This is a genomic window from Maribacter sp. 2-571 (assembly GCF_050589625.1).
Lineage (GTDB): Bacteria > Bacteroidota > Bacteroidia > Flavobacteriales > Flavobacteriaceae > Pelagihabitans.
Genome location: NZ_JBNGOP010000006.1, coordinates 103079 through 127474, shown reverse-complemented (window position 1 = coordinate 127474; position 24396 = coordinate 103079). Strand labels below are relative to the sequence as shown.

The following is a 24396-nucleotide window of genomic DNA, read 5'->3' as shown; positions in this document are numbered from 1 at the left end:
ATTGATTAAACACTTCAATCCCTCAAAGAGGGCTGCAAATGTACAACTATTAAGTTGAAATACAAATGCATATTTCCGATTATTTTCCGAAAAAACAAAGCTACCGCTTTAAGTCCGAAAAAGAAGGGTGAATTTGATAAAGGATGCGCGCTTAAATGTTAAAATCCAAAGAAAGTCGGACGGAAGTGTAACAGTTTTAGAAAGGGGATGTCTTTACCACATCAATCAAATCACAATCAAGAAACGAACAGTATGAAAACCATCTTTATTGGGGTGTGTGCACTTTTATTACTACCGATACTCGGTAATGCACAGGATTCTACAACAACGGTCCCGAAAAGAATTTATGAAACCAAACCATTACTTGCCCAAAAACCACCCAGTATCGACGGCATGTTGGACGATACCGCATGGAACACTGTAGCTTGGTCCGGAGATTACATCGAAAATCAGCCCGATGAAAATACCGCGCCAAGCGTTCAAACAAAGTTTAAACTGGTCTATGACAAAAAGTTTCTCTATATAGGGGTGCGCTGCTACGACCCCGAACCGGATAAAATAGAAAAGCGGCTTTCGCGTCGCGATGGGTTTTCCGGCGACTGGGTAGAATTCAATATTGACAGTTACCACGATTATCGGACGGCTTTCTCTTTTACGGTGACAGCGGCGGGTGTAAAGGGCGATGAGTTCGTTTCCAACAATGGGAACGATTGGGACAGTAGCTGGAATCCCATTTGGTATACCAAAACCAATATTGATGGTGAGGGATGGACCGCCGAACTGAAAATTCCGTTGAGCCAGTTGAAATTCAGAAGGGACAAAAATCAGGTTTGGGGGTTACAGTCCACACGAAGGTTCTTTAGGGCAGAGGAACGCTCGTTATGGCAGCGCAAACCCTTGGACACCCCGGGTTGGGTAAGCGAGTTCGGCGAAATTCATGGGCTGGTCGATCTAGAACCGCAACACCAGTTGGAAATACAGCCCTACACCGTAGCCAAGTTGGAGACCTATGAAGCGGAAGAAGGCAACCCTTTTCGAGAGGGTAGGGACAGCGATCTGACCGGTGGCCTGGATGCCAAAATCGGAATTACCAACGATCTTACCTTGGATTTGACCATTAATCCCGATTTCGGACAGGTAGAGGCCGATCCATCTGCCATTGCATTGGACGGTTTTCAGATTTTCTTCCGGGAACAACGCCCTTTCTTTGTGGAGAACAAAAACATTTTCGATTACGGCGTTTCCAGATCGGAAGCGGGGAATACCTTTGGATTTGATAACGTTTTTTACTCCCGTAGGATCGGAAGAAGTCCGCAGGGTTTTCCGTCGACCGCCGATGGTGAGTTTGTAGATCAACCCGAGAATACCACTATTTTGGGTGCTGCAAAATTCAGCGGTAAAACTAAGGATGGTTGGTCTATTGGGGCGTTGGAAAGTGTTACGGCAAAAAAGTATGCCATCATCGATAACAACGGAAATCGCCGCGAGGAAGTGGTGGAGCCGTTGACCAACTATTTCGTCGGACGGCTCCAAAAGGATTTTAATGACGGGAACACCTTTGTAGGGGGTATATTGACAGCGGTAAACCGGGACGCCCTTACCCCAGAGCTGGATTTTTTGCATCGATCGGCATATTCAGGGGGTTTCGATTTTAAACATCAGTGGAACGATCGGGATTGGTATTTTGGGGGCAACATGATCTGGAGCCATGTGGAGGGCGATACGAGCGCCATTCAAAACACACAGGAAACCATAACCCACTTGTTCCAAAGGGTGGATGCCGACCACGTATCGGTAGACCCCGATGCTACTTCCCTAACCGGAACGGGGGGCAATGTGCAACTGGGGAAGATCGGAAACGGAAATTGGAAATTTGAAACCGGTGGTACCTGGCGTTCCCCGGAGTTGGAACTGAACGATATCGGTTTTCAACGCCAGGCCGATGATATACGCCACTATACCTGGATAGGGTACCAGACCATAAAGCCCGATAGTACCTTCAGAAGGGTCGGTATCAATTACAACCATTGGAGTGTTTGGGATTTTGGGGGCAACCACAATAGCCTCCGTTTTAATACCAACAGCTGGCAAAATTGGAAAGGAAATTGGTTTACGAACCTGGGGTTGAACTATGAACCCATCCAATATTCCAATTTTGCCTTGCGTGGCGGTCCCAGGTTGCGCTTATCACCGGAAATCGGTTTTTGGAACAGCATCAATACCGACAACCGAAAGAAGGTGCGTTTCAATGTGTTCCATAATGGAAGAAAAGGTGTGGACAATTCCTACCGGACCTATAGTCTAGGTTTTGGAGTCACCTATCAACCACTGAACGCCCTCAGTATTTCGGCGAGGCCGAATTATAGTATCAACAAGGACCAACTTCAATTTATCGACAATATAGCGGTAGACGGGGATACGCGCTACCTTAACGGGACCATCGATCAAGAGACCCTAAGCATGTCGCTTCGCTTGAATTATACCATAAACCCAAACTTTACCATTCAATATTGGGGGCAACCTTTTATTTCCAGAGGGCGTTATTCCAATTTCAAACACGTAACCTCGGCTACTGCCAAAAGTTTTGAAAATCGTTTTACGTTGTACGATACCGACCAAATCAGTTTGGAAGAAGAGGAATACCGGGTGGACGAAGACCTTGATGGCGTTACCGATTTTACGTTCGACGATCCCGATTTTTCCTTTGTGCAGTTTCGGTCCAACCTGGTCGTCCGTTGGGAGTACATTCCGGGATCGGAGATTTTCTTGGTATGGTCACAGGACATTTCACGATCGGGAAATCCGCAAGAACAATTGTTCCAAAGTTTGGGAGACAATATTTTTGGACAGGAAGCGCAAAACATTTTTCTGATAAAGGCTACCTACCGTTTTGTATTGTAATACCATTTCAAAGTTAAAATGATATGGCCTGCTTAGAAGTTGATTTTTGATCAGGAATGGTGAAAGGGGCCTACATTTAAAATATTGCCATGCTTTTTACGTTCTAAAGGATAACTAAAAATATTCGAATTATGAAACGCATAGCTTATATGTTCGGCATGCTATCGCTACTAGCGGTATCCTGCTCCGATGATGATGGAAATGATGGGGAAGAAACACCGCAGGAAGCCTCTTTGGTCGGTACCTGGGATTTTGTGGCCTTGGACGCCACAGGTGTCGATGAACAACAAATTTTATTGGCCGAGGATGTCATTGAAGTGTTGATTCAGCAAAATTGCGACATTCTGACGTTTACCTTTGCCGATGACCAAACGGTTACGGCCGATTATAGGGACTTTACAGAGACCGGTAGGGACGTTAATCCTGATGGAAGCGGTTTGCTTATCGAATGCCCTGAAGAAGTGATATCATCTACCTCTGTTTGGTCTTTGGAAGGTGATCAGTTGACCTTTGTTAACGGAGATCTTACCGAAGAAACGGTCACTATCGAATTAACGGCGACCCAGATGATCGTACCTGCCGAAATTGTGGATGAGGATAACCTTGCAGGTGCTAAAGCGATTTTTGAAAGACAATAACGAAACCTACATATAGCACGAAACTCGAAAATCCCTTTGATGCGTCAAGGGGATTTTTTGTTTGCGCTATTGTTTGTAAAACCGGGTTTGGAGCTGTTGTTCTTTTGAGCGGATAGCAATAGTATAAATTCCCGGGTTTAAATCGGAAACCGGAATGTTGACGGCCTTGTTCGTTATCGACCATTGGTATTGCAGCAATACATTGCCGTAACTGTCCGAAATGGAAATGGCGGCGCTTGCGCTATTTTTGAGCCCCAACACCGTGATTACGCTGGTAGCGGGATTCGGGAATACCCTTACCTTAACGGTTTCCCTTCCAGTAGGTTCCTGCTGCCCTTGTCCCAGTGCGTTACCGGAGAAAGCCAGGCAGGCAAAAACGATAAACAGTGTTTTTTTCATCTGTTTATATTTATTGTTTTTAATGGTCAGATGTAACTCGCCAATAATCATTTCGGTTGGTGTCAATAATTGTTATGGCTCATTTCATAACAAGCAAGACTGCAATAAGTATGCTAAACTAGTCGGTAGCTGTTCCAAATTCAAAAAAATGTTGTGAAACCGCAATTCCTGTGGGTCAATGCGCTTCCAGCCAATCACTTCCCAGGCCGATTTCTACATCCAGTGGCACGGAAAGGGTATAGGCGTTTTCCATTTCAGATTTCACCATGTTCTTTAAGGCCTCCAGTTCGGGTTTATATGTATCGAAAACCAATTCATCATGAACCTGTAATAACATTTTACTCTTAAAATTGCCCTCGCTAAGCTTTCGATGGATATTGATCATGGCGAGTTTTATAATATCGGCGGCACTTCCCTGAATGGGTGCGTTTACGGCATTACGCTCCGCGGCGCCCCGCACTATGGCATTACTGCCGTTAATGGCCTTTAAATACCTGCGCCTTCCCAATACGGTCTGTACATATCCGTTGTCCCGGGCAAAATCGACCTGTTCGCCCATATAGTTCCTGAGTTTCGGATACGTGGCATAATATGTTTCGATCAGTTCCTTGGCTTCCGATCGGGATAGATCGGTCTGATTGCTCAGCCCAAAGGCAGATACGCCGTAAATAATTCCAAAATTGACCGTTTTGGCATTGCTTCGTTGTTCCCGGGTCACTTCCGATAGGGGAACGTCAAATACCTTTGCAGCGGTAGATGCATGAATGTCCTCACCATTTTTGAAGGCTTCGATCATGGTGGTCTCCTCGCTCAATGCCGCAATGATCCGGAGTTCGATCTGTGAGTAATCCGCGGCAAGCAGGGTGTAGTCCTCGTTTTTTGGAACAAAGGCCTTACGTACTTGCCGGCCTCGCTCCGTTCGTATGGGAATGTTCTGAAGGTTGGGATTGTTACTGCTTAGTCTTCCCGTAGCGGCCACCGTTTGCATATAATCGGTGTGTACCCGTCCCGTGCTGGCCTCTACCTGCAGCGGTAGGGCGTCCACATAGGTGCTCTTTAACTTGGAGAGCCCGCGGTAATCCAACACGTTTTGAATAATTTCATGGTCCTTTGCCAAATAGGAAAGCACGTCCTCCGCAGTGGAATATTGACCGGTCTTGGTCTTTTTAGGTTTGTCCACCAATTTCATTTTATCAAAAAGGATTTCTCCCAGTTGCTTGGGCGATCCAATATTGAACGTTGTTTCCGCGGCCTCGTATATTTTTTGTTCCAACGTGGCAATGTCCTTGTTGAGGTCCTCCGAAAGGGATTTTAAAAATGCCTCGTCCAGGTTGATGCCCTCCAATTCCATATCGGCCAAAACGTGCAAGAGCGGAATCTCGATATCGTTGAACAGGGCCTGGGTATTGGCCGCTTTGAGTTCCGGTCTAAAATGTGCGGCAAGCTGAAGGGTGATGTCGGCATCTTCTACGGCATACTCCGTTTGTTTGTCCAAAGGAACATCGCGCATGCTCAGTTGGTTCTTGCCTTTTTTTCCGATCAGTTGTGTTATGGAGACCGGGGTGTAGTTCAAATAGGTTTCCGCCAATACATCCATATTATGGCGCATGTCGGGGTTGATCAGGTAATGCGCGAGCATGGTATCGAAAAATTTACCCTTTACCTTGAGCCCGTATTTGTGAAGTACCTTAATATCGTACTTTAAGTTCTGACCGATTTTTTCAATGTTTTCCGATTCAAAAAATGGGCGTAATGCTTCAATAAGTTCCTGTGCCCCGGCTTTGTCCTCTGGAAAGGGAATATAATAACCTTTGGTCGCTTCCCAAGAAAAGGCGATGCCCACCAATTCGGCGGTCAACGGGTTTAGCCCGGTAGTTTCGGTATCAAAACATACGGAGGACTGTTTCATCAGGTTTTGTAAAAACAACTTCATGGCCATACCTGGTGCGATACTCTGGTATACGTGAGGTACATCTGCAATGGTCTTACGGCTGTTGTGGTCTTTGAGCGTACCCGGACTTTCCGTTGCGGCACCGCCGAACAATGAAAATTGTCCACTGCCCGCTTCTTCGGATGCTTTTGCCTTAGGGGATGCTTTTCCTGCCGGAACGGTGGGCGTTTCTTCGGTATCCGAAAAAATCTTAATGAACTGTTCCTTGAGCCGCCGGAACTCCAGCTCTTCAAAAATGACCTGTACTTTTTCGTTATCGGGTTCGCACATTTCATAGTCTTTCGCATCAAAGGTGACATCAACATCCAAACTAATGGTGGCCAACTTTTTTGAAAGCAGCCCCAACTCACCGTTTGCCTCCACCTTCTCCTTCATTTTGCCCTTCAACTTATCCGTGTTGGCCAAAAGATTTTCTAGGGAACCGAATTCTTCCAGAAACTTTTTTGCCGTTTTGTCCCCTACGCCCGGAAGACCGGGAATATTGTCACTGGCATCTCCCATCATTCCCAAATAGTCGATCACTTGTTCCGGTTTTTCTACGCCAAATCGTTTTTGGATTTCCGGGATGCCCCAAATTTCGATTCCATTGCCCATGCGCGCCGGGCGGTACATAAAAATGTTTTCGGAAACCAACTGTCCAAAATCCTTGTCGGGGGTTACCATAAACACTTTATAGTCTTCCTTTTCGGCCTGTTTGGCCAAGGTGCCGATAATATCGTCGGCTTCCCAGCCTTCTTTTACCACAACGGGTATGTGCATTGCGTTCAGTATATTTTGAATATAGGGTATCGCAATTCTTATGGCATCCGGGGTCTCGTTTCTATTTGCTTTGTATTCCGGAAAAAGTTCGGTACGTTCGGTACTTCCGCCTTTATCGAAACAGACTGCCAAATGGTCCGGTCGCTCCCTTTTGATGACGTCAAAAAGGGAATTCATAAAACCCATGATCGCGGAGGTGTCCATTCCTTTGGAGTTGATTCTAGGGTTTTTGATCAGTGCATAATACCCGCGAAAAATAAGGGCATAGGCGTCTAGTAAAAAAAGTCGTTTTTGGTCTGCCATTTTCATAAATTCTTGAAGGGTTCCAAAACTACAAAGATTATCTACTACTGCTAAATTTTTAGACTTTAATATAGGAATCCGAAGGGGTATTTCGATGTCCTTCCTTGGTGTACGAACGGTACGAAAACCCTGGATGGATGCAATAGCTGCCAGTCTCCCCTTTTTTGTTGATTGCGATAAAGCCTATTTGGAAGTCGGCTTTATCGTCATTTTTTTTCAAAATACGGCGCACCCCTTCTTCGCAGGCTTCTTGGGGCGATTTGCCTTGGCGCATCAGCTCAACGATCAAAAAACTACCTACCGTACGCACCACTTCCTCTCCTACGCCGGTGGCCGTGGCAGCACCTACTTCGTTATCTACAAAGAGTCCTGCCCCGATAATGGGGGAGTCCCCCACACGGCCGGCCATTTTATAGGCCATTCCACTGGTGGTACATGCTCCGGAAATATCACCCTTTGCGTCTATGGCGAGCATGCCGATAGTGTCATGATTTTCAATATTGATAAGGGGTTTATATTGGGCCGTTTTTTGCCATTCCACCCACTCTGTTTTTGATTTTTCGGTCAGCAGATCGGTTTTTTTAAAGCCTTGTTCATATCCGAAGCGTTCCGCTCCCTTTCCGGACAACATCACATGTGGCGTTCGTTCCATTACGGCTCTAGCCACCGAAATGGGATGAACGATATTTTCCATGGCCAATACGGCACCGCAGTTGCCCTTGGCATCCATTATGCAGGCGTCTAGGCTTACCCTTCCGTCCCTGTCGGGCCTGCCGCCCATGCCTACGGTCTGGTTGTTCTCATCGGCCTCTTCGATCATAACACCTTGTTCCACGGCATCCAATGCGTTCCCGTCATTGGCCAAAACTTCCCAGGCCTTGGCCGTGGCATTTCCAAAATCCCAAGTGCATATGACAATGGGGCGTACCGGATCGTCACCACTGGGCAAGGAGTTCGGTAGGCTTTGCGATGAAAGCGGCATGGCGGCCAAAGGTACTGTTGCCAAACCGGTGGTTAGGGCACCGGATCTTTTAAGGAACTTTCTTCGTTTCATGACACGGGGATGTTTATTTTTAGTGCTTTAAAGATATGTAAATGTTGGTTGAAGTATGTGCCAATTCATTGGAATCCGCGCTGATCGCCGAAAGGGCGGGCGCCGATCGTCTTGAACTTTGTGTTGCCTTGGAACTTGGGGGGCTTACCCCCTCGTATGGGCTTTTGCAGGCGGTAAAAAAACAGGTTTCCATTCCCGTTCGGGTATTGATCCGGCCACGGGCGGGCGATTTTACGTATTCCCATCAGGAGTTCGAAATAATGAAACAAAATATTGCGCGCTGCGCCGAGCTCCATTTTGATGGGGTGGTCGCCGGGGTATTACAAAAGGATCTTACCCTGGATGAAGGGCGATTGATTTCCTTGTTGTCGGTCGCCGGTCCCTTGGCGTTTACCTTTCACCGTGCATTTGATTGGGTTTCCGACCCTTTGGGCACTTTTGATCGTTTGGGCGCACTTGGGGTCGATACCGTATTGACTTCCGGGCAGGCGCGCACCGCAGAAGAAGGGATGCCACTCTTGAAAACTTTGGAGAGCAGATCGGGTAGTTGTACGGTAATGCCGGGATGCGGAATCCGATCTTCGAATGCCGTGTTGTTCAAACAAAATGGTTTTGAGGCCCTACATCTTTCCGGGACCGCTATTGTAGATACCTTGGCCGAAGTGCCTCAAGTGCCCATGCGTTCGGATGTTACACTTTCTGATGGACAACTCCTGCGAACCGACGGGGACATTATCCGTAAAGTGGTCGCCAGCGTTAAATAATCCAAAAAAGCACCGGCCGGCATCGGCAAAAAAATACCTTTGCAAAAAAATGACCATGCGTTGGATCTTCTTTATTTTATTGTACCTGTTTTTGGGTTTCTATGCCTTGCAGGCCATTAAAACGGCAACCAAGGCCAGTTGGGCGTATTACCTTTTTATTGCCTTGTCATTTTTGGTTTTGGCCAATTTTATATATCAATTTACAACGGGTGACGAACAGTCTCGGGTTTTGGGAAGGGCAAAAAGTTATGCTTTCGGTTTTTTATTGACCGTAATCGCTTTTAATCTGGTAACCATACTGTTTTTGTTGTCAGAAGATATCTTTCGTTTGGTGGAAGGGGCATATCGAAAATTCTCCGGAGACCAGGGGACGTTTACCATCCCCCAAAGACGACGTTTTTTGAGTTTATTGGCGACCGGGGTTGCGGCAATTCCTTTTGGCGCCTTGCTGTACGGGATGTATAAAGGCAAATACAACTACAAAGTATTGACCTACGAAATGGGGTTCGACGACCTTCCCGAAGCATTCGATGGGTACCGGATAACCCAGCTTTCCGATATTCATAGCGGTAGTTTTGACAATAGAAAAGCGGTGGAGTACGCAGTGGATCTGGTGAACAAACAAGGGAGCGATGCCATCTTGTTTACCGGGGATATGGTGAACAACAAAGCATCGGAAATGCACCCTTGGAAGGATCTTTTTGCTACGCTAACGGCCAAGGACGGTGTCTTTTCGGTGTTGGGCAACCATGACTACGGGGATTATGTGGATTGGGAAAACGCAGCGGCCAAAAAAGAAAACCTGTCCGAGCTAAAACGCTTACAACAGGACATGGGTTTTGATCTGTTGTTGAACGAAAGTCGGTTTTTAAAAAGGGGTGACGACCGTATTGCTTTGGTAGGTGTCGAAAACTGGGGTAAAGGCGGCTTTAAAAAGGCGGGAGATCTGAACAGGGCATCCGCAAATGTTTCGAAAGACGATTTTAAAATATTGATGAGCCATGACCCTTCGCACTGGGAGGAAGAAGTACTGCCGCATCCATATCATTACCATTTGACCCTTAGCGGTCATACGCACGGAATGCAGTTCGGGATCGAAATACCGGGATGGTTCAAGTGGAGCCCCGTAAAATGGCGTTATAAGCAATGGGCGGGTATTTATGAGCAGATGGGACATTACATCAACGTAAACCGTGGTTTTGGTTTTTTGGGATACCCGGGCCGTGTTGGAATATGGCCGGAAATAACCGTGATTACCCTTCGAAAAAAATCCTTAACATGATTTTAACTCGCTTGTAATCCCGTAAAACAGTGGGTATAACTATAAATTTAACATTTTTTACTACTTTTGAGGGGTAACCCAATGTTAGTCATATGTCAAAGTTTGGTGAGCTTATAGATGCCAAAGTACCGGTACTTTTGGATTTTTATGCAGAATGGAACGAGCAGTCTACGGCAATGCACCCCGTATTGAGAGATGTTGCGGCGGCCTTGGGCGACAAGGGCAAGATTATTAAGATCGATGTCGATAAAAATAAAGAGCTTTCCCAGGCGCTCCGCGTAAAAGGCCTGCCTACCCTTATGATCTACAAAAAAGGGGAGATGGTATGGCGCCAGAGCGGAGAGCAAGATGCCAACACCTTGATCGGTATTTTGAACGAGTACCTGTAAAGGCTCTCACAATTCCTTGAAAACTTCCTTGACGTAATTCCGATAAAACGTATCTCATTTTCAATATACCTGGAAATAAGAGAATCCTGTTTTCGAATAGGTGCGCTCGCTGGTTATCTATACGGGAATACCAAAAATCTTTTTATCCCAATTACGATTTTAAATAGAATAATTTTAGCAAGACAAAAAGGGGTATAGCGCAATTTGGATGTTGATAGCATACCGTAGCTATGGTCCCAATCGTATAGCCATAGCGCTTCACATAAACAAAAAGAGCTCCTTAATCGGAATTCCCCGTTTTCACTTTGGGGTTAGGCCTTAATGATGTTTACCAGCTTCTTGGTAATTCAATTCCGTTTCAATTGCTTGCGGAATCCAAAATAGCAGATTCCACTTCGTTTATATCCGTTTCCACGCCATCCGTGGTAGCACTGTCCGAAACGGGTACGGTATCCTTTAAATCAGGATTGCGACCACGCAAAGGTGGTTCTTCCTCGATGAGGTCGTCTTTGTAAAAATGGCTGAACTTATCAATGTATTCGTTAAAGATCAAGGTCTCTTTTTCGGCCAGATCGCGATCGTTATTATTGATGAGAATATCGATATTTCTCCGATAGGCCTCCATGTCGGCAATGATCTCGTCTATTTTGGCATACTGGGCATCCAGGCTATTGCCGGCGTGGTAGGCAAGCCGTTGTTGATAGACCGTTTTTAACTTATTAAAAAGTGCCTTGGCCTTTTCGGTTTCCCCTACTTTATAATAGCCGTCTACAAAGGGCTCTACAAAAGTATAATAGCCAAAATATTCCACGGGCATTTTGGCCATGGCAAGATCGATGATTTCCTTGGCCTTGTCCGTTTTGTTTTCGCTGAGCAATTGCTCCATAAGACGGGCAAGGTTGCCTCGATACGAGAGTCCCTGGATACGGGTTTGGGGATCGTGATAAATATCCGGACTTCCAGAGTTGCCCCAATCCCATTTGGTAACGATATCGTACATGAGTTCCGAATCGATACGTCCCATTTCAAAACCGTTTTTGCGTTCGGTCTTAATAGGGACCAACTTATAGGTCATGCCATCCAATTGCAGGTAATCTTTCATCCAAATGAACTCGGCATCGTCAAAACTTCCACCGGAAAAATAGATGGGCCGCTTCCAATCGTTGTTGGCGATAATGTCCAACATCATCATGCTTTTCTTGGTAATGGCACTTTTCGGTAGTTCGATGTCGATGTAATCTACAATAAGGTCGGCATCCTCCTGCTTCACAATGTTATAATCCAGTACATTCTTCTTATTTACAGGTATGCGAATTAGGTTCGTAGGATAATAAACAATATTTTGAGTGCTTTCCGAATAGGCATCCGTATCGGAATTTTGTTTTTGAAAAATGTACTTTAATTTGGTTTGTAGGTTATCACTATCGACCCAATTGATAAAATCGTTGATCATCCAACGACTTTTGGACAGCTCTTTATTGAAGAGGGGGTCTACATTTTGGTAGTACAGTACGTCCCTAGATCCCCAGCGGTATTTGTCATGTGCTATTTGCGAGGGAATGGGGTCGCTCTCATAGGCCTGCCTTTTCATTTGGTCGATATACCAATCCGTTTCAAATAGGCTGGTACATACGATACGCACGTCGGTGCGGTGGCCTTCGATTTCCTGGGCATACCATAGGGGAAAGGTGTCGTTGTCTCCAATGGTGAATAAAATGGAGCCGGCGTCTTTTTGGCACGAGTCCAAATAAGCCTTGGCAGAGGAGTTTGCCGTGTAACGGTTGGAGCGGTCATGATCGTCCCAGTTTTGATAGGCCATTACCGACGGTACGGCCAACAAACAGATAGCAGTTATGGCAGGGGCCAATAGTTTTGGGGTCAAATAAGGTTTGAGCCCATCGAACAGGCCGTAAACGCCCAATCCGATCCACAGCGCAAAAACATAGAAAGAGCCCACTAGGGAATAATCCCTTTCCCGAGGCTGAAAAATATAGGGATTGGTGTAAAACTGTATGGCAAGCCCCGTAAACAGAAAGAACACAAAAAGCACCCAAAACTGTTTCGGATTTTTAGTGATCTGAAAAACAAGACCGATCAAGCCCAGTAAAAAGGGTAAAAAGTAATAGGTGTTCCTGGCCTTGTTCAACCGTACTTCATCCGGAAGGTTGTCCTGGTTGCCCAAACGAATGCTATCGATAAAACCGATGCCGCTCAACCAGTTGCCATCGCCATTATACCGACCTTGCACATCGTTCTGTTTTCCGGTAAAGTTCCACATAAAATACCGCCAGTACATATACCCAAATTGAAACTCGAGCATGTATTGGATGTTGTCCCAAACGGAAGGAGGTTCTACCTCCAAGTATTCTCCGAAGCGCCGTACAAAGCTGATGTACTGTTCCGCGTCGATCTCTCCATTGTCAAAACCACTCTTTACCTGGTTTACGGCTTTTCGGAGTTCTTCGTTATTCTGGGTCATTTTAAAATCAAGTCGCCCAAAATATTTCATGTAGTTCTCTGCATGCTGACCGCTCCACATTCGGGGCAATAAACCCACATGTTTTTCGCTAGGTCCGGGAAGGGCATCCTTGTAATAATTTACAATAACATATTTACCCGCTTTTTCGTCTTTTTCGTATTTGGGTTTTTCATCCCTGTCCTCTCCGGATCCTGCGAACATATCGGAGTAATAGGTGCCATATACCGGACTGTCTACCCCGGGGTATTGCTCCCTATTATAGTAGGCCAACAAGGCTCTGGCATCCTCCGGATTGTTCTCATTGATTACCACCTGTGCGTTTGCCCGTATCGGTAGCATGAGCCATGATGAAAAGCCCAGGAAAAGGAACATTAAACAGAGAATAATGGTGTTTGCCGTTCTGAACTCGTTTTTTCTTGTGTACCGTAATCCAAAATAGAAAGCGCCGATAAAAATTAGGCCCATAATTATGGTACCCGAGTTGAACGGCAGCCCTATGTTGTTGATGAAAAATACCTCGCTCCAACCAAATAGTTTTAGTACATAGGTCAACGAGAACTTATATACGAGCATCAAAATACCGATTACGGCAATATTGGCAATCAGAAAATTGGGTACGGTCGTGTGCTTGTAGCGTTTGAAATAATACAACAGCCCAATGGAAGGTATGGCCAAAAAGCCCATAAATTGGATACCGAAAGTAAGACCGACGACAAAGGAGATCAAAATGATCCATCGGTTTCCTCGTGGGTCGTCCAAAGTGTCCGTCCATTTAAGGCCCAGCCATAACAAGAGGGCCATAATAAAACTTGCCATGGAATAGACTTCGGTCTCTACGGCATTGAACCAAAAACTATCGGAAAAGGTAAAGGCCATACTGCCTACCAATGCGCTGCCCAATATGGCGATAGCCTTACTGTTGGTAATGGCTTCCGATTTTGCGATCAATTTTCGGGTAAGGTTGGTAATCGTCCAGAACATGAACAAAATGGTAAATGCACTGGAAACTCCGGAAACGTAATTGACCATTCGTGCGACCAATTGCTCATCGCCAAAAGCGAACATGGCAAAAAAGGCGCCTATCATTTGCAAAAGGGGTGCCCCTGGTGGGTGACCTACCTGCAACTTGGCCGAGGTGGCGATGTACTCCCCCGCATCCCAAAAACTATTGGTGGGCTCTACCGTAATCATATAAACGATAAGTGCCAAAAGAAAGGCGGACCAGCCGAGAATACGGTCCCATTTTTCGAAGTCTTTTGCAAACATGAAGTATCTTATTTTACCAATAGGGCGAATTTACTAATTATATAAGATACCCGACATGATTTTTGATAAAGCTTTAACAGCTTTTATTCTATACTTTTTCAAGGAATCTATCATAAAATATTTGTCCAAACCAAACTTTGTTTTAAATTTGCACGCTCTTAGGCTGACTTGCAGTTTAGGATAATCATGGTGGCCCATGGTGTAATTGGCAACACAGCTGGTTTTGGTCCAGTCGTTCTAGGTTCGAGTCCTAGTGGGCCAACGAAAAGTTTTGGAAAGTCCCGATGTTGGTAAAACATCGGGACTTTTGTTTTGAATCCCTTATGGGGCGAGTCCCGAAGCGTCGGGGTATCCTGAGCTCAGCCGAAGAGAGTCCTGGTAGCACGGCACAGTGGCCTTGAAAAGGTGCTGTTGTCATGGAGGGCGATGAAACAAGCCGTATTGGCCCGTTTAGCATAAAAAAACCACCGATTAAAAGTATCCGTAGGGGAGCGGCTCAATTATATCCTGGGCATAGCGGAACTTCAAAATTGCCATTGATCCGTAAGTCGTCTCCGGAAACCGCTACTATTTTTCCGTACATGATTTGTTTTTCCCGGTCCATTTCGATCAGTACCTTGCCCTCGGTGATGGTGTTGAGGCTTACCTCCGCCGTTCCTGCTTTCTGTTTCGGCCGAATGGTGAGGATGCAATCCGAAAAGGCCAAATCAAAAGCTCCGGGTTTTTTGATTTGTAATTGAAAAAAAGCGGCTTCGGTACCGGTTATTTCGCAAGTGTCTTCAGTGTCGAACGCCATGTCGGTCAATTGGATCAAGTACGAATAGTCTTCTACAAACGTTCCTGTATAGGCTACGCCGTCGACCAATCTCCAGTCCCTGCCCTCTAAACGTCCTTCCGCCGTATTGTTTGCATATTCCAAGGAGGTAGGTTTTACGGTATCGATGTACAACTGTCGCAACGCCTTTTTTTGTTCGGTAGTGTCCAATATTTTGGTGATGCCGGGCAGTCCCTTGATAATTTGGGCAGTGTAAAGGAGTGATCGGTCCTTTGGTATGCCCACGGGCCAAAAACGCCACCCTTCCTCGGATTCCTTGAATTCCAGTTCAAAAGGTGCCACGGAAAGACCGTTGTCCTGCTCCGGATAGCTAAAGCGCATGACGTGCTCCTCTTTCATATACGTTCCCGAGGTGGCGAAATCGGCAAAAGACGGTAAGGAGAAGAGGCTGAACAGAATGCCGTTGCTTTTGGTGGGGAACTCTAGTTGTAGCCTTTTCCAGAGCGGCTCATGGGCTTCCATGAAGGCCGTATATGCTCCTGACTTTATTTTGACAAGGAGTGCTGCCAAGGCAGACGCCATTTCGGGCGTGGTTTCCCTGTCCACATGCAGAAGTCTTGTCAATTTTTGAACATCACCGCTTATAATTGCTGCATTTGCAGCGGTTACCGCAGCTTTTGGGGATTCCTGTTTCGGCGTACTGTTTTGGTTGAAATTACAGGCCGTTGCTAGCCAAAGCAAGCAGAGCAATGGTAAACAGTTTCCAAATCTTGATGGTTGCGCCATGAGGTCCGTATTGTTGTTATGGGGGCCGATACCGCAGGTTTAGGAGGGTTTGGGAAAGGTTTCGTCCAAAGTAGTGTCGTCTTCCCCGTTTTCTTCTGGACCTTCTTTCGTTTCCGCGCCCTTTTCCGTTATGTCCGCCCTACTTTCAAGACTGGTTTCTTCTGCGGCATCTTCCTCCGACCGGTCCGCTTCATTGTTTTCGCGCAATGCATCCTCAGCCTGGTTTCGGGCCACGAGTTCCTCATCGATTTCGTCCAGCATCGTACCCATTTTTCGTTTATCCTTAATCATTGCCCAGGTCATTACCAAACTGGTGGCGATGATTACGAACAATAGGATCCCCGATTCGAAACCGGCAACTTGAGCTTCTTTTGGTATCGCATAGAACAATAGCACGGTGATCAATCCCCTTGGCGCTATAAAAAGTTGGGGTAGGATATCCTTCCCGATAAAAAGGCGGAGTACCACCCAGCGAATAAGATAGATCGATGCAATGATCAATAAGCTGATCAGGGCCACACTCGTACTAAAGAGCGACGAGATTACGATGGTCATCCCAAAAATGACGAAGAAAAAGGTCCGGACGATAAAGGCGGTTTCCAATGTAATGATATGCAGTTCGTGATAGATTTGCTTGATTTTGTCGTTTTCCAGAAAAATGGCCGTCTTCCCCGGGAAAAATAGTTTTACATTGGCGATTACCAATCCGAATATCAGTATGATGATGAGGGAAGAGAGGTGCATTTTCTTTCCTATCGCGTAGAGCAAGAGCAATACGGCAATCAGTAAAAATTGTTTTGCCTGGCTCTTTATCCGCTGAAAAATAAGGATGATGGCGTAGCTCGCAACCAGGGCTATGACCACGGTCAATACCAGGTTGCCGGCAAATCCCGCCACTCCCGCATCTTCTACGGGGTTGAGCCTTCCCACCAGAAAGTAGAACATCATAATTCCCATAATGTCGGAAAAAGTACTTTCGTAAATGTGAAATTCCTTTTTGTGCGCTGCGAGCGAACTAACACTGGGAATAATAATGGCCGACGACAATATGGATAAGGGCGTTGCGTACAGCAAGGCCGATTGCATGTCCATACCAGGAACGAACTGGTTTAGGATGAGGGCCGCCACCCATGCCGATGCTACCAGACCGATCAGGGCAATGGCCGTCGCCTTGAGGATGGGGACGAGCTTTTCCCGTTTAAGCTCCAGTTCCAGGGCGGCTTCGAGTACTATCATGATCAATCCTACGATACCGAGAATTTCCAATCCTCCCGAAAGGTCCAGTTTTTCGGGAACGAAATAGCCCAGAACGAACTGTAAAATGATTCCCAATGCGATGAGCATCAGTACCGATGGGATATTGGTCTTTTTTGAAAGCCCGTTGAACCAAAAGGATAGAATGACGATGACCGAGGCCTCGATGATCAAATTATAAGATGAAAGGATTTCCATAGAAGTAGTTAGCGATTGGTTGTAGGACTAAATTACCACTAAATAATGTTAGTTCGACTTAAAATATCCATGTTTTACGTTAACGGAAGTTTTTATTTTTCCAAAAGATAGTCACTATAAAGCTCCGCAATTCAGGCCGGGGGCTGTGGAGTTTGCAACTCGGTTTTCGGCCGAAGACTGAAAAACCCCTCCGAAAAAGTGTTTTTTTTCTTCCGTTCATTTCTTTTGGACAGGCAAAAGAAATGAACGGAATACCAAATGAAAAGATAGAGGGCTGATCAACCACCGTCTTTTTATGATGGAGACCCTTTTTTAGGTCGAACTCACATTAAAAACTGAATTGAAAGCGAAGCGGTACCGTTAATAATCCAGAAGGTGTTAGCCTACCGCCCTATGCCGGCCGATAAGGGATATCGACACTGTACTTTCTATGGGGTTAAAATCCGAGTGGCAAATACGGTTGAAATCCAAAAAATATGTATATTTGCACCACCGAAAAGGATATCTAAAGTATTCAAGAGGGGACATTAAGTCCTCTTTTTTATTTTAAGGTTTCCTTGGAGAACCATCGATCTGTTGTGATGGGAGTCGATTTTTCTCGACAAAAAAATGGGCTGAAGTCGTTTCCATAATGCGAATACCCAATACCGAATGACAATGTTCAAGAAGAAGGTTACGGAACTTTTAGAAGCGGCCTTACAAGAGGATCCCTCATTGTTTTTGGTCGATTTTACCATCGGCCTCGACAACAAGATCAATGTGGTTTTGGATGGGGATCAGGGTGTTACCCTGCAAGATTGTATAAAGGTAAGTAGGGCCATTGAGCACAATTTAGATCGCGAGGAAGAAGATTTTTCCTTGGAAGTGGCCTCTGCAGGGGCTACTACGCCTATGGTGTTGCCAAGGCAATATGCCAAAAACGTGGGGCGTAAACTTGCGGTGCGTACCACGGCCGGGGAAAGTGTAGAGGGAAACCTTACCGCCGTTACTGATGCCGGCATTGTGTTGGAGTGGAAAGCAAGGGAGCCAAAACCCATCGGTAAGGGAAAAGTGACCGTAAAGAAAAAGAAGGAAATTGATTTTTCCGATATTAAAGAAGCAAAAGTAATATTGAAATTTTAATAGAAGTACCATGGAAAATATTGCGTTGATCGAGTCTTTCTCGGAATTTAAAGACGACAAGTTTATTGATAGGGTAACCTTAATGGCCATTTTGGAGGACGTTTTTAGAAGCGCTCTTAAAAAGAAATTTGGTTCCGACGATAACTTCGATATCATTATCAATCCCGACAAAGGAGATTTGGAAATTTGGCGTAATCGTATCGTGGTGGAAAATGGGGAGGTAGAAGATCCCAATGAGGAAATTTCGTTATCGGAGGCCCGGAAAATAGAACCCGATTTTGAAGTTGGTGAAGATGTTTCTGAAGAAGTGAAATTGATCGATTTGGGGAGACGGGCCATTTTGGCCTTGCGCCAAAACCTGATTTCGAAAATACACGAGCACGACAATACTACCATTTACAAGCAGTTTAAAGACCTTGAAGGGGAAATTTATACGGCTGAAGTGCATCATATAAGACACAAGGCCATTATTTTGCTGGACGATGAGGGTAATGAAATTATCTTGCCCAAAGATCGCCAGATTCCGTCGGACTTTTTCAGAAAGGGCGATAACGTAAGAGGTATTATCGAAAGTGTAGAGTTGAAGGGCAGCAAGCCGGCGATCATTATGTCGCGTAGCTCGCCCAAATTCTTGGAGCAATTGTTTTTTCAGGAAATCCCCGAGGTTTTTGATGGCTTGATTACTGTCAAAAAAGTGGTACGCATACCGGGGGAAAAAGCCAAAGTTGCGGTAGATTCCTATGACGATCGTATCGATCCCGTGGGCGCCTGTGTGGGAATGAAAGGTTCCCGTATCCATGGTATCGTAAGGGAGTTGGGCAATGAGAACATCGATGTGATCAATTGGACTGGAAATCCCCAATTGATGGTCACTAGGGCGTTGAGCCCGGCGCGCGTGTCGTCGGTGAAGCTGAACGACGAAAAAATGACGGCGCAAGTATATTTGAAACCGGAGGAGGTTTCCAAGGCCATCGGTCGTGGCGGTCATAATATCCGTTTGGCCGGTCAACTTACCGGTTACGAGATCGATGTGTTCCGTGAAGGTGTTGAAGAAGATGTGGAGCTGACCGAATTTTCAGATGAAATCGATGCATGGATCATTGAGGAATTCAAGAAAATCGGTATGGATACCGCAAGAAGTATTCTAGAGCAAGATGTCAATGAATTGGTCAAACGTACCGATTTGGAAGAGGAAACCATCATTGAAGTTGTGCGCATACTTAAGGAAGAATTGGAAGATTAGCTATATTAGCGGCAATAAAAGAATTTTAGGGATTACAGTTTATGGCAGAAAATGCAAAAATAAGGCTTAACAAGGTCCTCAGGGAACTGAATATTTCGTTGGATCGGGCTGTGGATTACCTTGCCTCCAAAGGTCATACGATCGAGGCCAGGCCGACCACCAAGATATCCGATGAGGTATATCAGGTACTCCAAGACGAGTTCCAGACCGACATGAGCAAAAAAGTTGCATCGAAAGAGGTGGGCGAGGAAAAACGTAAGGAGAAGGAGGCCATACGTATTCGATTGGAGCAAGAGCAAGAGGACAAGCGCATACTGCGTGAAAAGAGAGCTGCCGCTTCCGAGAAGGTCATCAAGGCAAAAGCCGAGCTTGCGGGGCCCAAAACGGTCGGTAAGATCGATCTTGACAATACCCAAAAGCCAAAAGAGGAAACGGTTGCCGAAACCGAACCTGTGACAGAAGAGGAAACGCCGAAAGCGGAAGTTCCGGTAACGGAGCAGAAAGAAGCGCCGACCGAGGAGAAAAAGCCGGAGGCCGAAGCGGAAGCCAAGACAGAAGCCGAAGCCGAGACGGAAACACCTGCGACTACAGGGGCTCCCGAAAAGTTGACGACACAATATCAAAAGCTTTCTGGGCCAAAAATAATGGGTGCCAAAATCGATTTGGCAAAGTTCGAGCGTCCCAAAAAGAAAAAAGAAGACGCCAAATCGGATGGTAAAACCGGTCCGGACAGGAAAAAGAGAAGAAAACGTATCGTTAGCAATACCGGAAGTTCCGGAAACGATAGGGCCCGTGGAGGTAACCGAAAGGGAGGGCAGCGTTTTGGTGCTCCCAAGGTAGAGCCTACGGAGGAAGACGTACAAAAACAAGTACGCGAAACCTTGGAGAAACTCCAAGGGAAATCCAAAAAAGGAAAAGGGGCCAAGTACCGGCGCGATAAGCGGGACCAACACCGTCAGCAGACCGAGAAAGACCTTGAGAAACAAGAACTTGAAAACAAAATATTAAAGGTTACCGAGTTCGTTACGGCAAGTGAAGTAGCGACGATGATGAACGTTTCCACAACCGAAATCATATCGGCATGTATGTCCTTGGGGATGATGGTAACCATGAACCAGCGATTGGACGCGGAGACCCTTTCCATTGTAGCCGACGAATTTGGATACGAAGTGGAATTCGTAACGGCGGAAATCGATGAGTCTATCGTGGAAGTGGAAGACGCTCCCGAAGATTTGAAGGCAAGAGCGCCCATTGTAACGGTAATGGGACACGTCGATCATGGTAAAACCTCCTTCTTGGATTATGTAAGGGAGGCAAACGTTATTGCCGGAGAGAGCGGGGGAATTACCCAGCACATCGGCGCGTATGGCGTTACCTTGGATGATGGTCAGAAGATTACCTTTTTGGATACACCCGGTCACGAAGCGTTTACCGCAATGCGGGCCAGGGGTGCACAGGTGACCGATATTGCGGTCATCGTAATCGCTGCCGATGACGATATCATGCCACAGACCAAGGAGGCCATCAGCCATGCCCAAGCGGCAGGGGTGCCCATGGTATTTGCGATCAATAAGATCGATAGACCTACGGCAAACCCGGATAAAATTAAGGAAGGCCTTGCGCAAATGAACCTTTTGGTAGAGGATTGGGGCGGTAAGATACAGTCGCACGATATTTCTGCAAAAACTGGTGAAGGGATCAAGGAATTGCTCGAGAAGGTGCTTTTGGAGGCGGAATTGTTGGAGTTGAAATCGAATCCGGACAAATTGGCCCTCGGTACCGTTGTAGAAGCATTTTTAGATAAAGGTAGGGGGTATGTATCCACTATTCTGGTGCAGGGCGGAACCCTTGAAATTGGGGACTACGTACTTGCGGGTACCCATAGTGGAAAGGTAAAGGCCATGCAGGACGAGCGTGGAAAAGATATTAAAAAAGCAGGTCCGGCCACTCCGGTGTCCATTTTAGGTTTGGACGGCGCGCCACAAGCAGGTGATAAATTCAACGTATTGGCCGATGAACGCGAAGCGAAACAGATTGCCTCCAAACGGGCGCAGTTGTTCCGGGAGCAGTCCGTGCGTACACAGCGACATATTACGCTTGATGAAATTGGCAGACGTATCGCCCTGGGCGACTTTAAAGAGCTCAATATTATCTTGAAAGGGGATGTGGATGGTTCCGTGGAGGCATTGACCGACTCGTTCCAAAAACTTTCTACCGAAGAGATACAAGTGAACATCATCCACAAAGGAGTGGGTGCTATTACCGAATCGGACGTGTTGTTGGCTTCGGCCTCCGATGCGATTATTATCGGGTTTAACGTACGTCCTATGGGCAATGCCAGGGATATTGCCGATAAAGAGGAAATCGATATCCGTATGTACTCGATCATCTATGATGCCATCAACGACCTGAAAGATGCAATGGAAGGAATGCTCTCCCCAGAGATCAAGGAAGAGATTACCGGAAATGCCGAAATCAGGGAAACGTTCAAGATATCGAAGATCGGTACCATTGCGGGATGTATGGTCACCAGTGGTAAAATATTCCGGAACTCCAGCATTCGCTTAATTCGCGATGGCGTAGTGGTCTATACGGGAACATTAACCTCCCTGAAGCGATTTAAGGACGATGTGAAGGAAGTTTCGAAAGGATATGACTGTGGTCTGCAGATCAAGAATTACAACGACATACACGAGGGGGATATCGTAGAGGCCTTCCAGGAAGTCGCTGTGAAGAAGACCTTGTAAGTTTTACGGATAACGTCGCTTTTAAAATCCGACGGAAGAACAGATATAATAAAAAAAATCGACCTTAACGGGTCGATTTTTTTGGTTTCAATAACATGGCGTCCGGATACTTTTGGCGCACTTCCTTAAACTTCCGTTCCGCTTCCAAACGTGTTTTGAACCGTCCCAGCCGCACCCTGTAGGTGGGGGAGTCAAAATCGATTTTGGAGGGCATAAGGGGGAAGTCCGTCTCCACCTTTGTTTTAAGCCGGCTTGCCTTGGCGTACGAGCCAAATCCCACCTGTATTCGATAATACTCCGCGTTCGAATTAAAGGATTTGTATACTTTGAGCAACGCTTCTATCTTTTGGTCCTGTTGAATGTTTACCTGGCCCTTCTGTGCGGACAAGGTGAGGGTGGCAAATGCTGCAATGCTAAGGGATATCAGGCTTTTCATGGGATTGCTATGAAGATGTAAAACTAGTGGTAACAAAAGTAAATTTTTAAAGATCAAACAGAAACAAAAACACTTATTTAGAACAGTTATAAATTATGGATTATAGAACCGTTAACATTTTCCAAATAAAGTCTATGTCGTATTTTTGCAAGCAATTTGGGTGTTGATAAAACCAAGTTACAAGAACAACGTAATTACTGGGAAAATCGTGCCAAAAGTAGGTTGAAATATGCAATTTATGAGAAAGGTTCAGTACCTCCACAAAGTAGTAAAGCCATTCGGTCTTAGTGTTATCGTTTCTTTGTTTTTCTCTTTGGCCGTCAACGGTCAGGAAGAGGGTGCGGAGACTGCGGAAGCGGTTGTAGAAGAAGCTGCAGCGGCGCCGGAAGCCTATGCTGGTGGTGGCGATGCCGCAAAAGGCAAAACGTTGTTTAATCAAAATTGTGCCGCCTGTCACGCCCTCAACCGGAAAATGACCGGTCCTGCATTGGCGAACGTGGAAGCGCGATTGGCGGAAAATGAAGGCTTGGATCGAGAGTGGCTGTATGCGTGGATCAAGAACAGTCCGGGCATGATCAAGTCCGGCGACGCCTATGCCGTAAAAATTTACAACGAATACAACCAAGCGGCAATGACCGCTTTTCCAACCCTTTCCAACGCGGATATCGACAATATTTTGGCGTATACCGCCGAGGGGGATAAGAAGCCAGAAGGTGGCGGCGAGGTCGCTAATGTAGGGCCTGTGGTTTCTGCGGATCAAGGTGGGGGCGTTTCCAACAACTTGATTCTTGGTGCGCTTGCGTTAGTGTTCGCCATGTTGATCGTAATGTTGTACTCCGTTAACAAAACCCTTCGGAGGGTGATGGAGGCCAATGGCGTGGAGGTTGCCAAGGAGGAGACCAAGAAGCGTACTCCTATTTGGAAGGCCTTCGCGCAAAATCAGTTTTTGGTTTTGGTGTCGGTCATCTTTTTGTTGTTAGGTAGTGCGTATTTTGCCTACGGATGGATGATGCAGGTGGGTGTGGATCAAGGGTATGCCCCAATTCAACCAATACATTATTCCCATAAAATACATGCGGGTACCAATAAGATAGAGTGTAAATACTGTCACTCTTCCGCGCGGGTATCCAAACATTCCGGAATACCTTCCTTGAACGTTTGTATGAACTGTCACAAGTCCATCTACGAATACAAGGGTACCGCAGAGGGGCCGAGCCAGGAAGATTTGGCCAACGGGTATACCAACGAGTTTTACACCGGCGAGATCAAAAAATTGTACAAGGCCGTTGGTTGGGACGAGGAAAATCAAAAATATACCGGTAAGAGCCAGCCGGTAGAGTGGGTGCGTATCCATAACCTTCCCGACTTTGCCTATTTCAATCACTCGCAGCACGTGTCCGTTGCCGGTATCGAATGTCAGACCTGTCATGGTCCGGTGGAGGAAATGGAAATCATGTACCAATATTCCCCTTTGACCATGGGATGGTGTATCAATTGTCACCGCGAGACCAATGTTAAGGTCGAGGGCAATGAGTACTACACGAAAATACACGCGGAGCTCTCCAAGAAATATGGTGTGGAGAATTTGACGGCGGCCCAAATGGGTGGTCTGGAATGTGGAAAGTGTCACTATTAATCAGAACAAGTAGC

16 protein-coding genes and 1 tRNA gene are annotated in these 24396 nt (G+C 46.1%); 10 read left to right on the top strand and 7 right to left on the bottom strand.

The window, feature by feature from the left end; all coding sequences use genetic code 11:
- Window positions 1–252: 252 nt before the first annotated feature.
- Complete coding sequence (locus ACRD7P_RS06485) at window positions 253–2901, top strand: DUF5916 domain-containing protein (protein WP_430906721.1); 2649 nt, start codon at window positions 253–255, stop codon at window positions 2899–2901.
- A 131-nt stretch (window positions 2902–3032) separates the two neighbouring features.
- Complete coding sequence (locus ACRD7P_RS06480; RefSeq protein WP_430906719.1) at window positions 3033–3539, top strand: lipocalin family protein; 507 nt, start codon at window positions 3033–3035, stop codon at window positions 3537–3539.
- A gap of 66 nt (window positions 3540–3605) precedes the next feature.
- On the opposite strand, the gene ACRD7P_RS06475 is transcribed toward ACRD7P_RS06480, so the two are convergent.
- The 3 genes from ACRD7P_RS06475 to ACRD7P_RS06465 form a co-directional block, all read right to left on the bottom strand.
- The gene (locus ACRD7P_RS06475) at window positions 3606–3938 is read right to left on the bottom strand and encodes a T9SS type A sorting domain-containing protein (protein WP_430906717.1); all 333 of its coding nucleotides are present in this window, start codon (window positions 3936–3938) and stop codon (window positions 3606–3608) included.
- Between the two features lie 175 nt (window positions 3939–4113).
- The gene (gene polA, locus ACRD7P_RS06470; protein ID WP_430906715.1) at window positions 4114–6951 is read right to left on the bottom strand and encodes a DNA polymerase I; all 2838 of its coding nucleotides are present in this window, start codon (window positions 6949–6951) and stop codon (window positions 4114–4116) included.
- A 58-nt stretch (window positions 6952–7009) separates the two neighbouring features.
- The gene (locus ACRD7P_RS06465; protein ID WP_430906714.1) at window positions 7010–8005 is read right to left on the bottom strand and encodes an isoaspartyl peptidase/L-asparaginase family protein; all 996 of its coding nucleotides are present in this window, start codon (window positions 8003–8005) and stop codon (window positions 7010–7012) included.
- Between the two features lie 41 nt (window positions 8006–8046).
- Here ACRD7P_RS06465 and ACRD7P_RS06460 point away from each other — a divergent pair, with 41 nt between their 5' ends.
- From ACRD7P_RS06460 to ACRD7P_RS06450, 3 genes are all read left to right on the top strand, one after another.
- The gene (locus ACRD7P_RS06460; RefSeq protein WP_430906713.1) at window positions 8047–8769 is read left to right on the top strand and encodes a copper homeostasis protein CutC; all 723 of its coding nucleotides are present in this window, start codon (window positions 8047–8049) and stop codon (window positions 8767–8769) included.
- Window positions 8770–8824: 55 nt separating this feature from the next.
- Complete coding sequence (locus tag ACRD7P_RS06455; protein WP_430906712.1) at window positions 8825–10051, top strand: metallophosphoesterase; 1227 nt, start codon at window positions 8825–8827, stop codon at window positions 10049–10051.
- Between the two features lie 92 nt (window positions 10052–10143).
- Entirely contained in the window at window positions 10144–10440 is a 297-nt protein-coding gene (locus tag ACRD7P_RS06450; RefSeq protein WP_430906711.1) for a thioredoxin family protein, read from the top strand.
- 358 nt (window positions 10441–10798) lie between these two features.
- Here ACRD7P_RS06450 and ACRD7P_RS06445 read toward each other — a convergent pair whose 3' ends face one another.
- Entirely contained in the window at window positions 10799–14185 is a 3387-nt protein-coding gene (locus ACRD7P_RS06445; RefSeq protein WP_430906710.1) for a DUF2723 domain-containing protein, read from the bottom strand.
- A gap of 190 nt (window positions 14186–14375) precedes the next feature.
- Between ACRD7P_RS06445 and ACRD7P_RS06440 the strand changes: the two genes are divergently transcribed.
- Window positions 14376–14447 (top strand) — tRNA-Gln (locus ACRD7P_RS06440).
- A gap of 234 nt (window positions 14448–14681) precedes the next feature.
- Here ACRD7P_RS06440 and ACRD7P_RS06435 read toward each other — a convergent pair.
- On the bottom strand, window positions 14682–15746 hold the full coding sequence (locus tag ACRD7P_RS06435) for a hypothetical protein (RefSeq protein ID WP_430906709.1): 1065 nt from the start codon (window positions 15744–15746) through the stop codon (window positions 14682–14684).
- 39 nt (window positions 15747–15785) lie between these two features.
- On the bottom strand, window positions 15786–17198 hold the full coding sequence (locus ACRD7P_RS06430; RefSeq protein ID WP_430906708.1) for a cation:proton antiporter: 1413 nt from the start codon (window positions 17196–17198) through the stop codon (window positions 15786–15788).
- 657 nt (window positions 17199–17855) lie between these two features.
- Between ACRD7P_RS06430 and rimP the strand changes: the two genes are divergently transcribed.
- From rimP to infB, 3 genes are read left to right on the top strand one after another with little or no spacing between them, the layout of a single operon-like run.
- Window positions 17856–18320 (top strand): ribosome assembly cofactor RimP, encoded by a 465-nt coding sequence (rimP, locus tag ACRD7P_RS06425; protein WP_430906707.1) that lies wholly within the window; start codon window positions 17856–17858, stop codon window positions 18318–18320.
- Window positions 18321–18330: 10 nt separating this feature from the next.
- Complete coding sequence (nusA, locus tag ACRD7P_RS06420) at window positions 18331–19563, top strand: transcription termination factor NusA (RefSeq protein WP_430906706.1); 1233 nt, start codon at window positions 18331–18333, stop codon at window positions 19561–19563.
- Window positions 19564–19604: 41 nt separating this feature from the next.
- A complete protein-coding gene (infB, locus tag ACRD7P_RS06415) occupies window positions 19605–22310 on the top strand; it encodes a translation initiation factor IF-2 (RefSeq protein WP_430906705.1) in 2706 nt (901 codons plus the stop codon).
- 64 nt (window positions 22311–22374) lie between these two features.
- Here the strand turns inward: infB and ACRD7P_RS06410 are convergent, their stop codons facing one another.
- Complete coding sequence (locus tag ACRD7P_RS06410; protein ID WP_430906704.1) at window positions 22375–22746, bottom strand: SPOR domain-containing protein; 372 nt, start codon at window positions 22744–22746, stop codon at window positions 22375–22377.
- 238 nt (window positions 22747–22984) lie between these two features.
- Between ACRD7P_RS06410 and ACRD7P_RS06405 the strand changes: the two genes are divergently transcribed.
- Window positions 22985–24382 (top strand): c-type cytochrome, encoded by a 1398-nt coding sequence (locus tag ACRD7P_RS06405; RefSeq protein ID WP_430906703.1) that lies wholly within the window; start codon window positions 22985–22987, stop codon window positions 24380–24382.
- Window positions 24383–24396: the final 14 nt, after the last annotated feature.

What these genes read in the sequence shown, in the direction of transcription:
- ACRD7P_RS06485 (WP_430906721.1), top strand. Translation starts at nt 253, where the DNA reads ATGAAAACCATCTTTATTGGGGTGTGTGCACTTTTATTACTACCGATA.
- ACRD7P_RS06480 (WP_430906719.1), top strand. Translation starts at nt 3,033, where the DNA reads ATGAAACGCATAGCTTATATGTTCGGCATGCTATCGCTACTAGCGGTA.
- ACRD7P_RS06475 (WP_430906717.1), bottom strand. Translation starts at nt 3,938, where the DNA reads ATGAAAAAAACACTGTTTATCGTTTTTGCCTGCCTGGCTTTCTCCGGT.
- polA (WP_430906715.1), bottom strand. Translation starts at nt 6,951, where the DNA reads ATGGCAGACCAAAAACGACTTTTTTTACTAGACGCCTATGCCCTTATT.
- ACRD7P_RS06465 (WP_430906714.1), bottom strand. Translation starts at nt 8,005, where the DNA reads ATGAAACGAAGAAAGTTCCTTAAAAGATCCGGTGCCCTAACCACCGGT.
- ACRD7P_RS06460 (WP_430906713.1), top strand. Translation starts at nt 8,047, where the DNA reads ATGTTGGTTGAAGTATGTGCCAATTCATTGGAATCCGCGCTGATCGCC.
- ACRD7P_RS06455 (WP_430906712.1), top strand. Translation starts at nt 8,825, where the DNA reads ATGCGTTGGATCTTCTTTATTTTATTGTACCTGTTTTTGGGTTTCTAT.
- ACRD7P_RS06450 (WP_430906711.1), top strand. Translation starts at nt 10,144, where the DNA reads ATGTCAAAGTTTGGTGAGCTTATAGATGCCAAAGTACCGGTACTTTTG.
- ACRD7P_RS06445 (WP_430906710.1), bottom strand. Translation starts at nt 14,185, where the DNA reads ATGTTTGCAAAAGACTTCGAAAAATGGGACCGTATTCTCGGCTGGTCC.
- ACRD7P_RS06435 (WP_430906709.1), bottom strand. Translation starts at nt 15,746, where the DNA reads ATGGCGCAACCATCAAGATTTGGAAACTGTTTACCATTGCTCTGCTTG.
- ACRD7P_RS06430 (WP_430906708.1), bottom strand. Translation starts at nt 17,198, where the DNA reads ATGGAAATCCTTTCATCTTATAATTTGATCATCGAGGCCTCGGTCATC.
- rimP (WP_430906707.1), top strand. Translation starts at nt 17,856, where the DNA reads ATGTTCAAGAAGAAGGTTACGGAACTTTTAGAAGCGGCCTTACAAGAG.
- nusA (WP_430906706.1), top strand. Translation starts at nt 18,331, where the DNA reads ATGGAAAATATTGCGTTGATCGAGTCTTTCTCGGAATTTAAAGACGAC.
- infB (WP_430906705.1), top strand. Translation starts at nt 19,605, where the DNA reads ATGGCAGAAAATGCAAAAATAAGGCTTAACAAGGTCCTCAGGGAACTG.
- ACRD7P_RS06410 (WP_430906704.1), bottom strand. Translation starts at nt 22,746, where the DNA reads ATGAAAAGCCTGATATCCCTTAGCATTGCAGCATTTGCCACCCTCACC.
- ACRD7P_RS06405 (WP_430906703.1), top strand. Translation starts at nt 22,985, where the DNA reads ATGAGAAAGGTTCAGTACCTCCACAAAGTAGTAAAGCCATTCGGTCTT.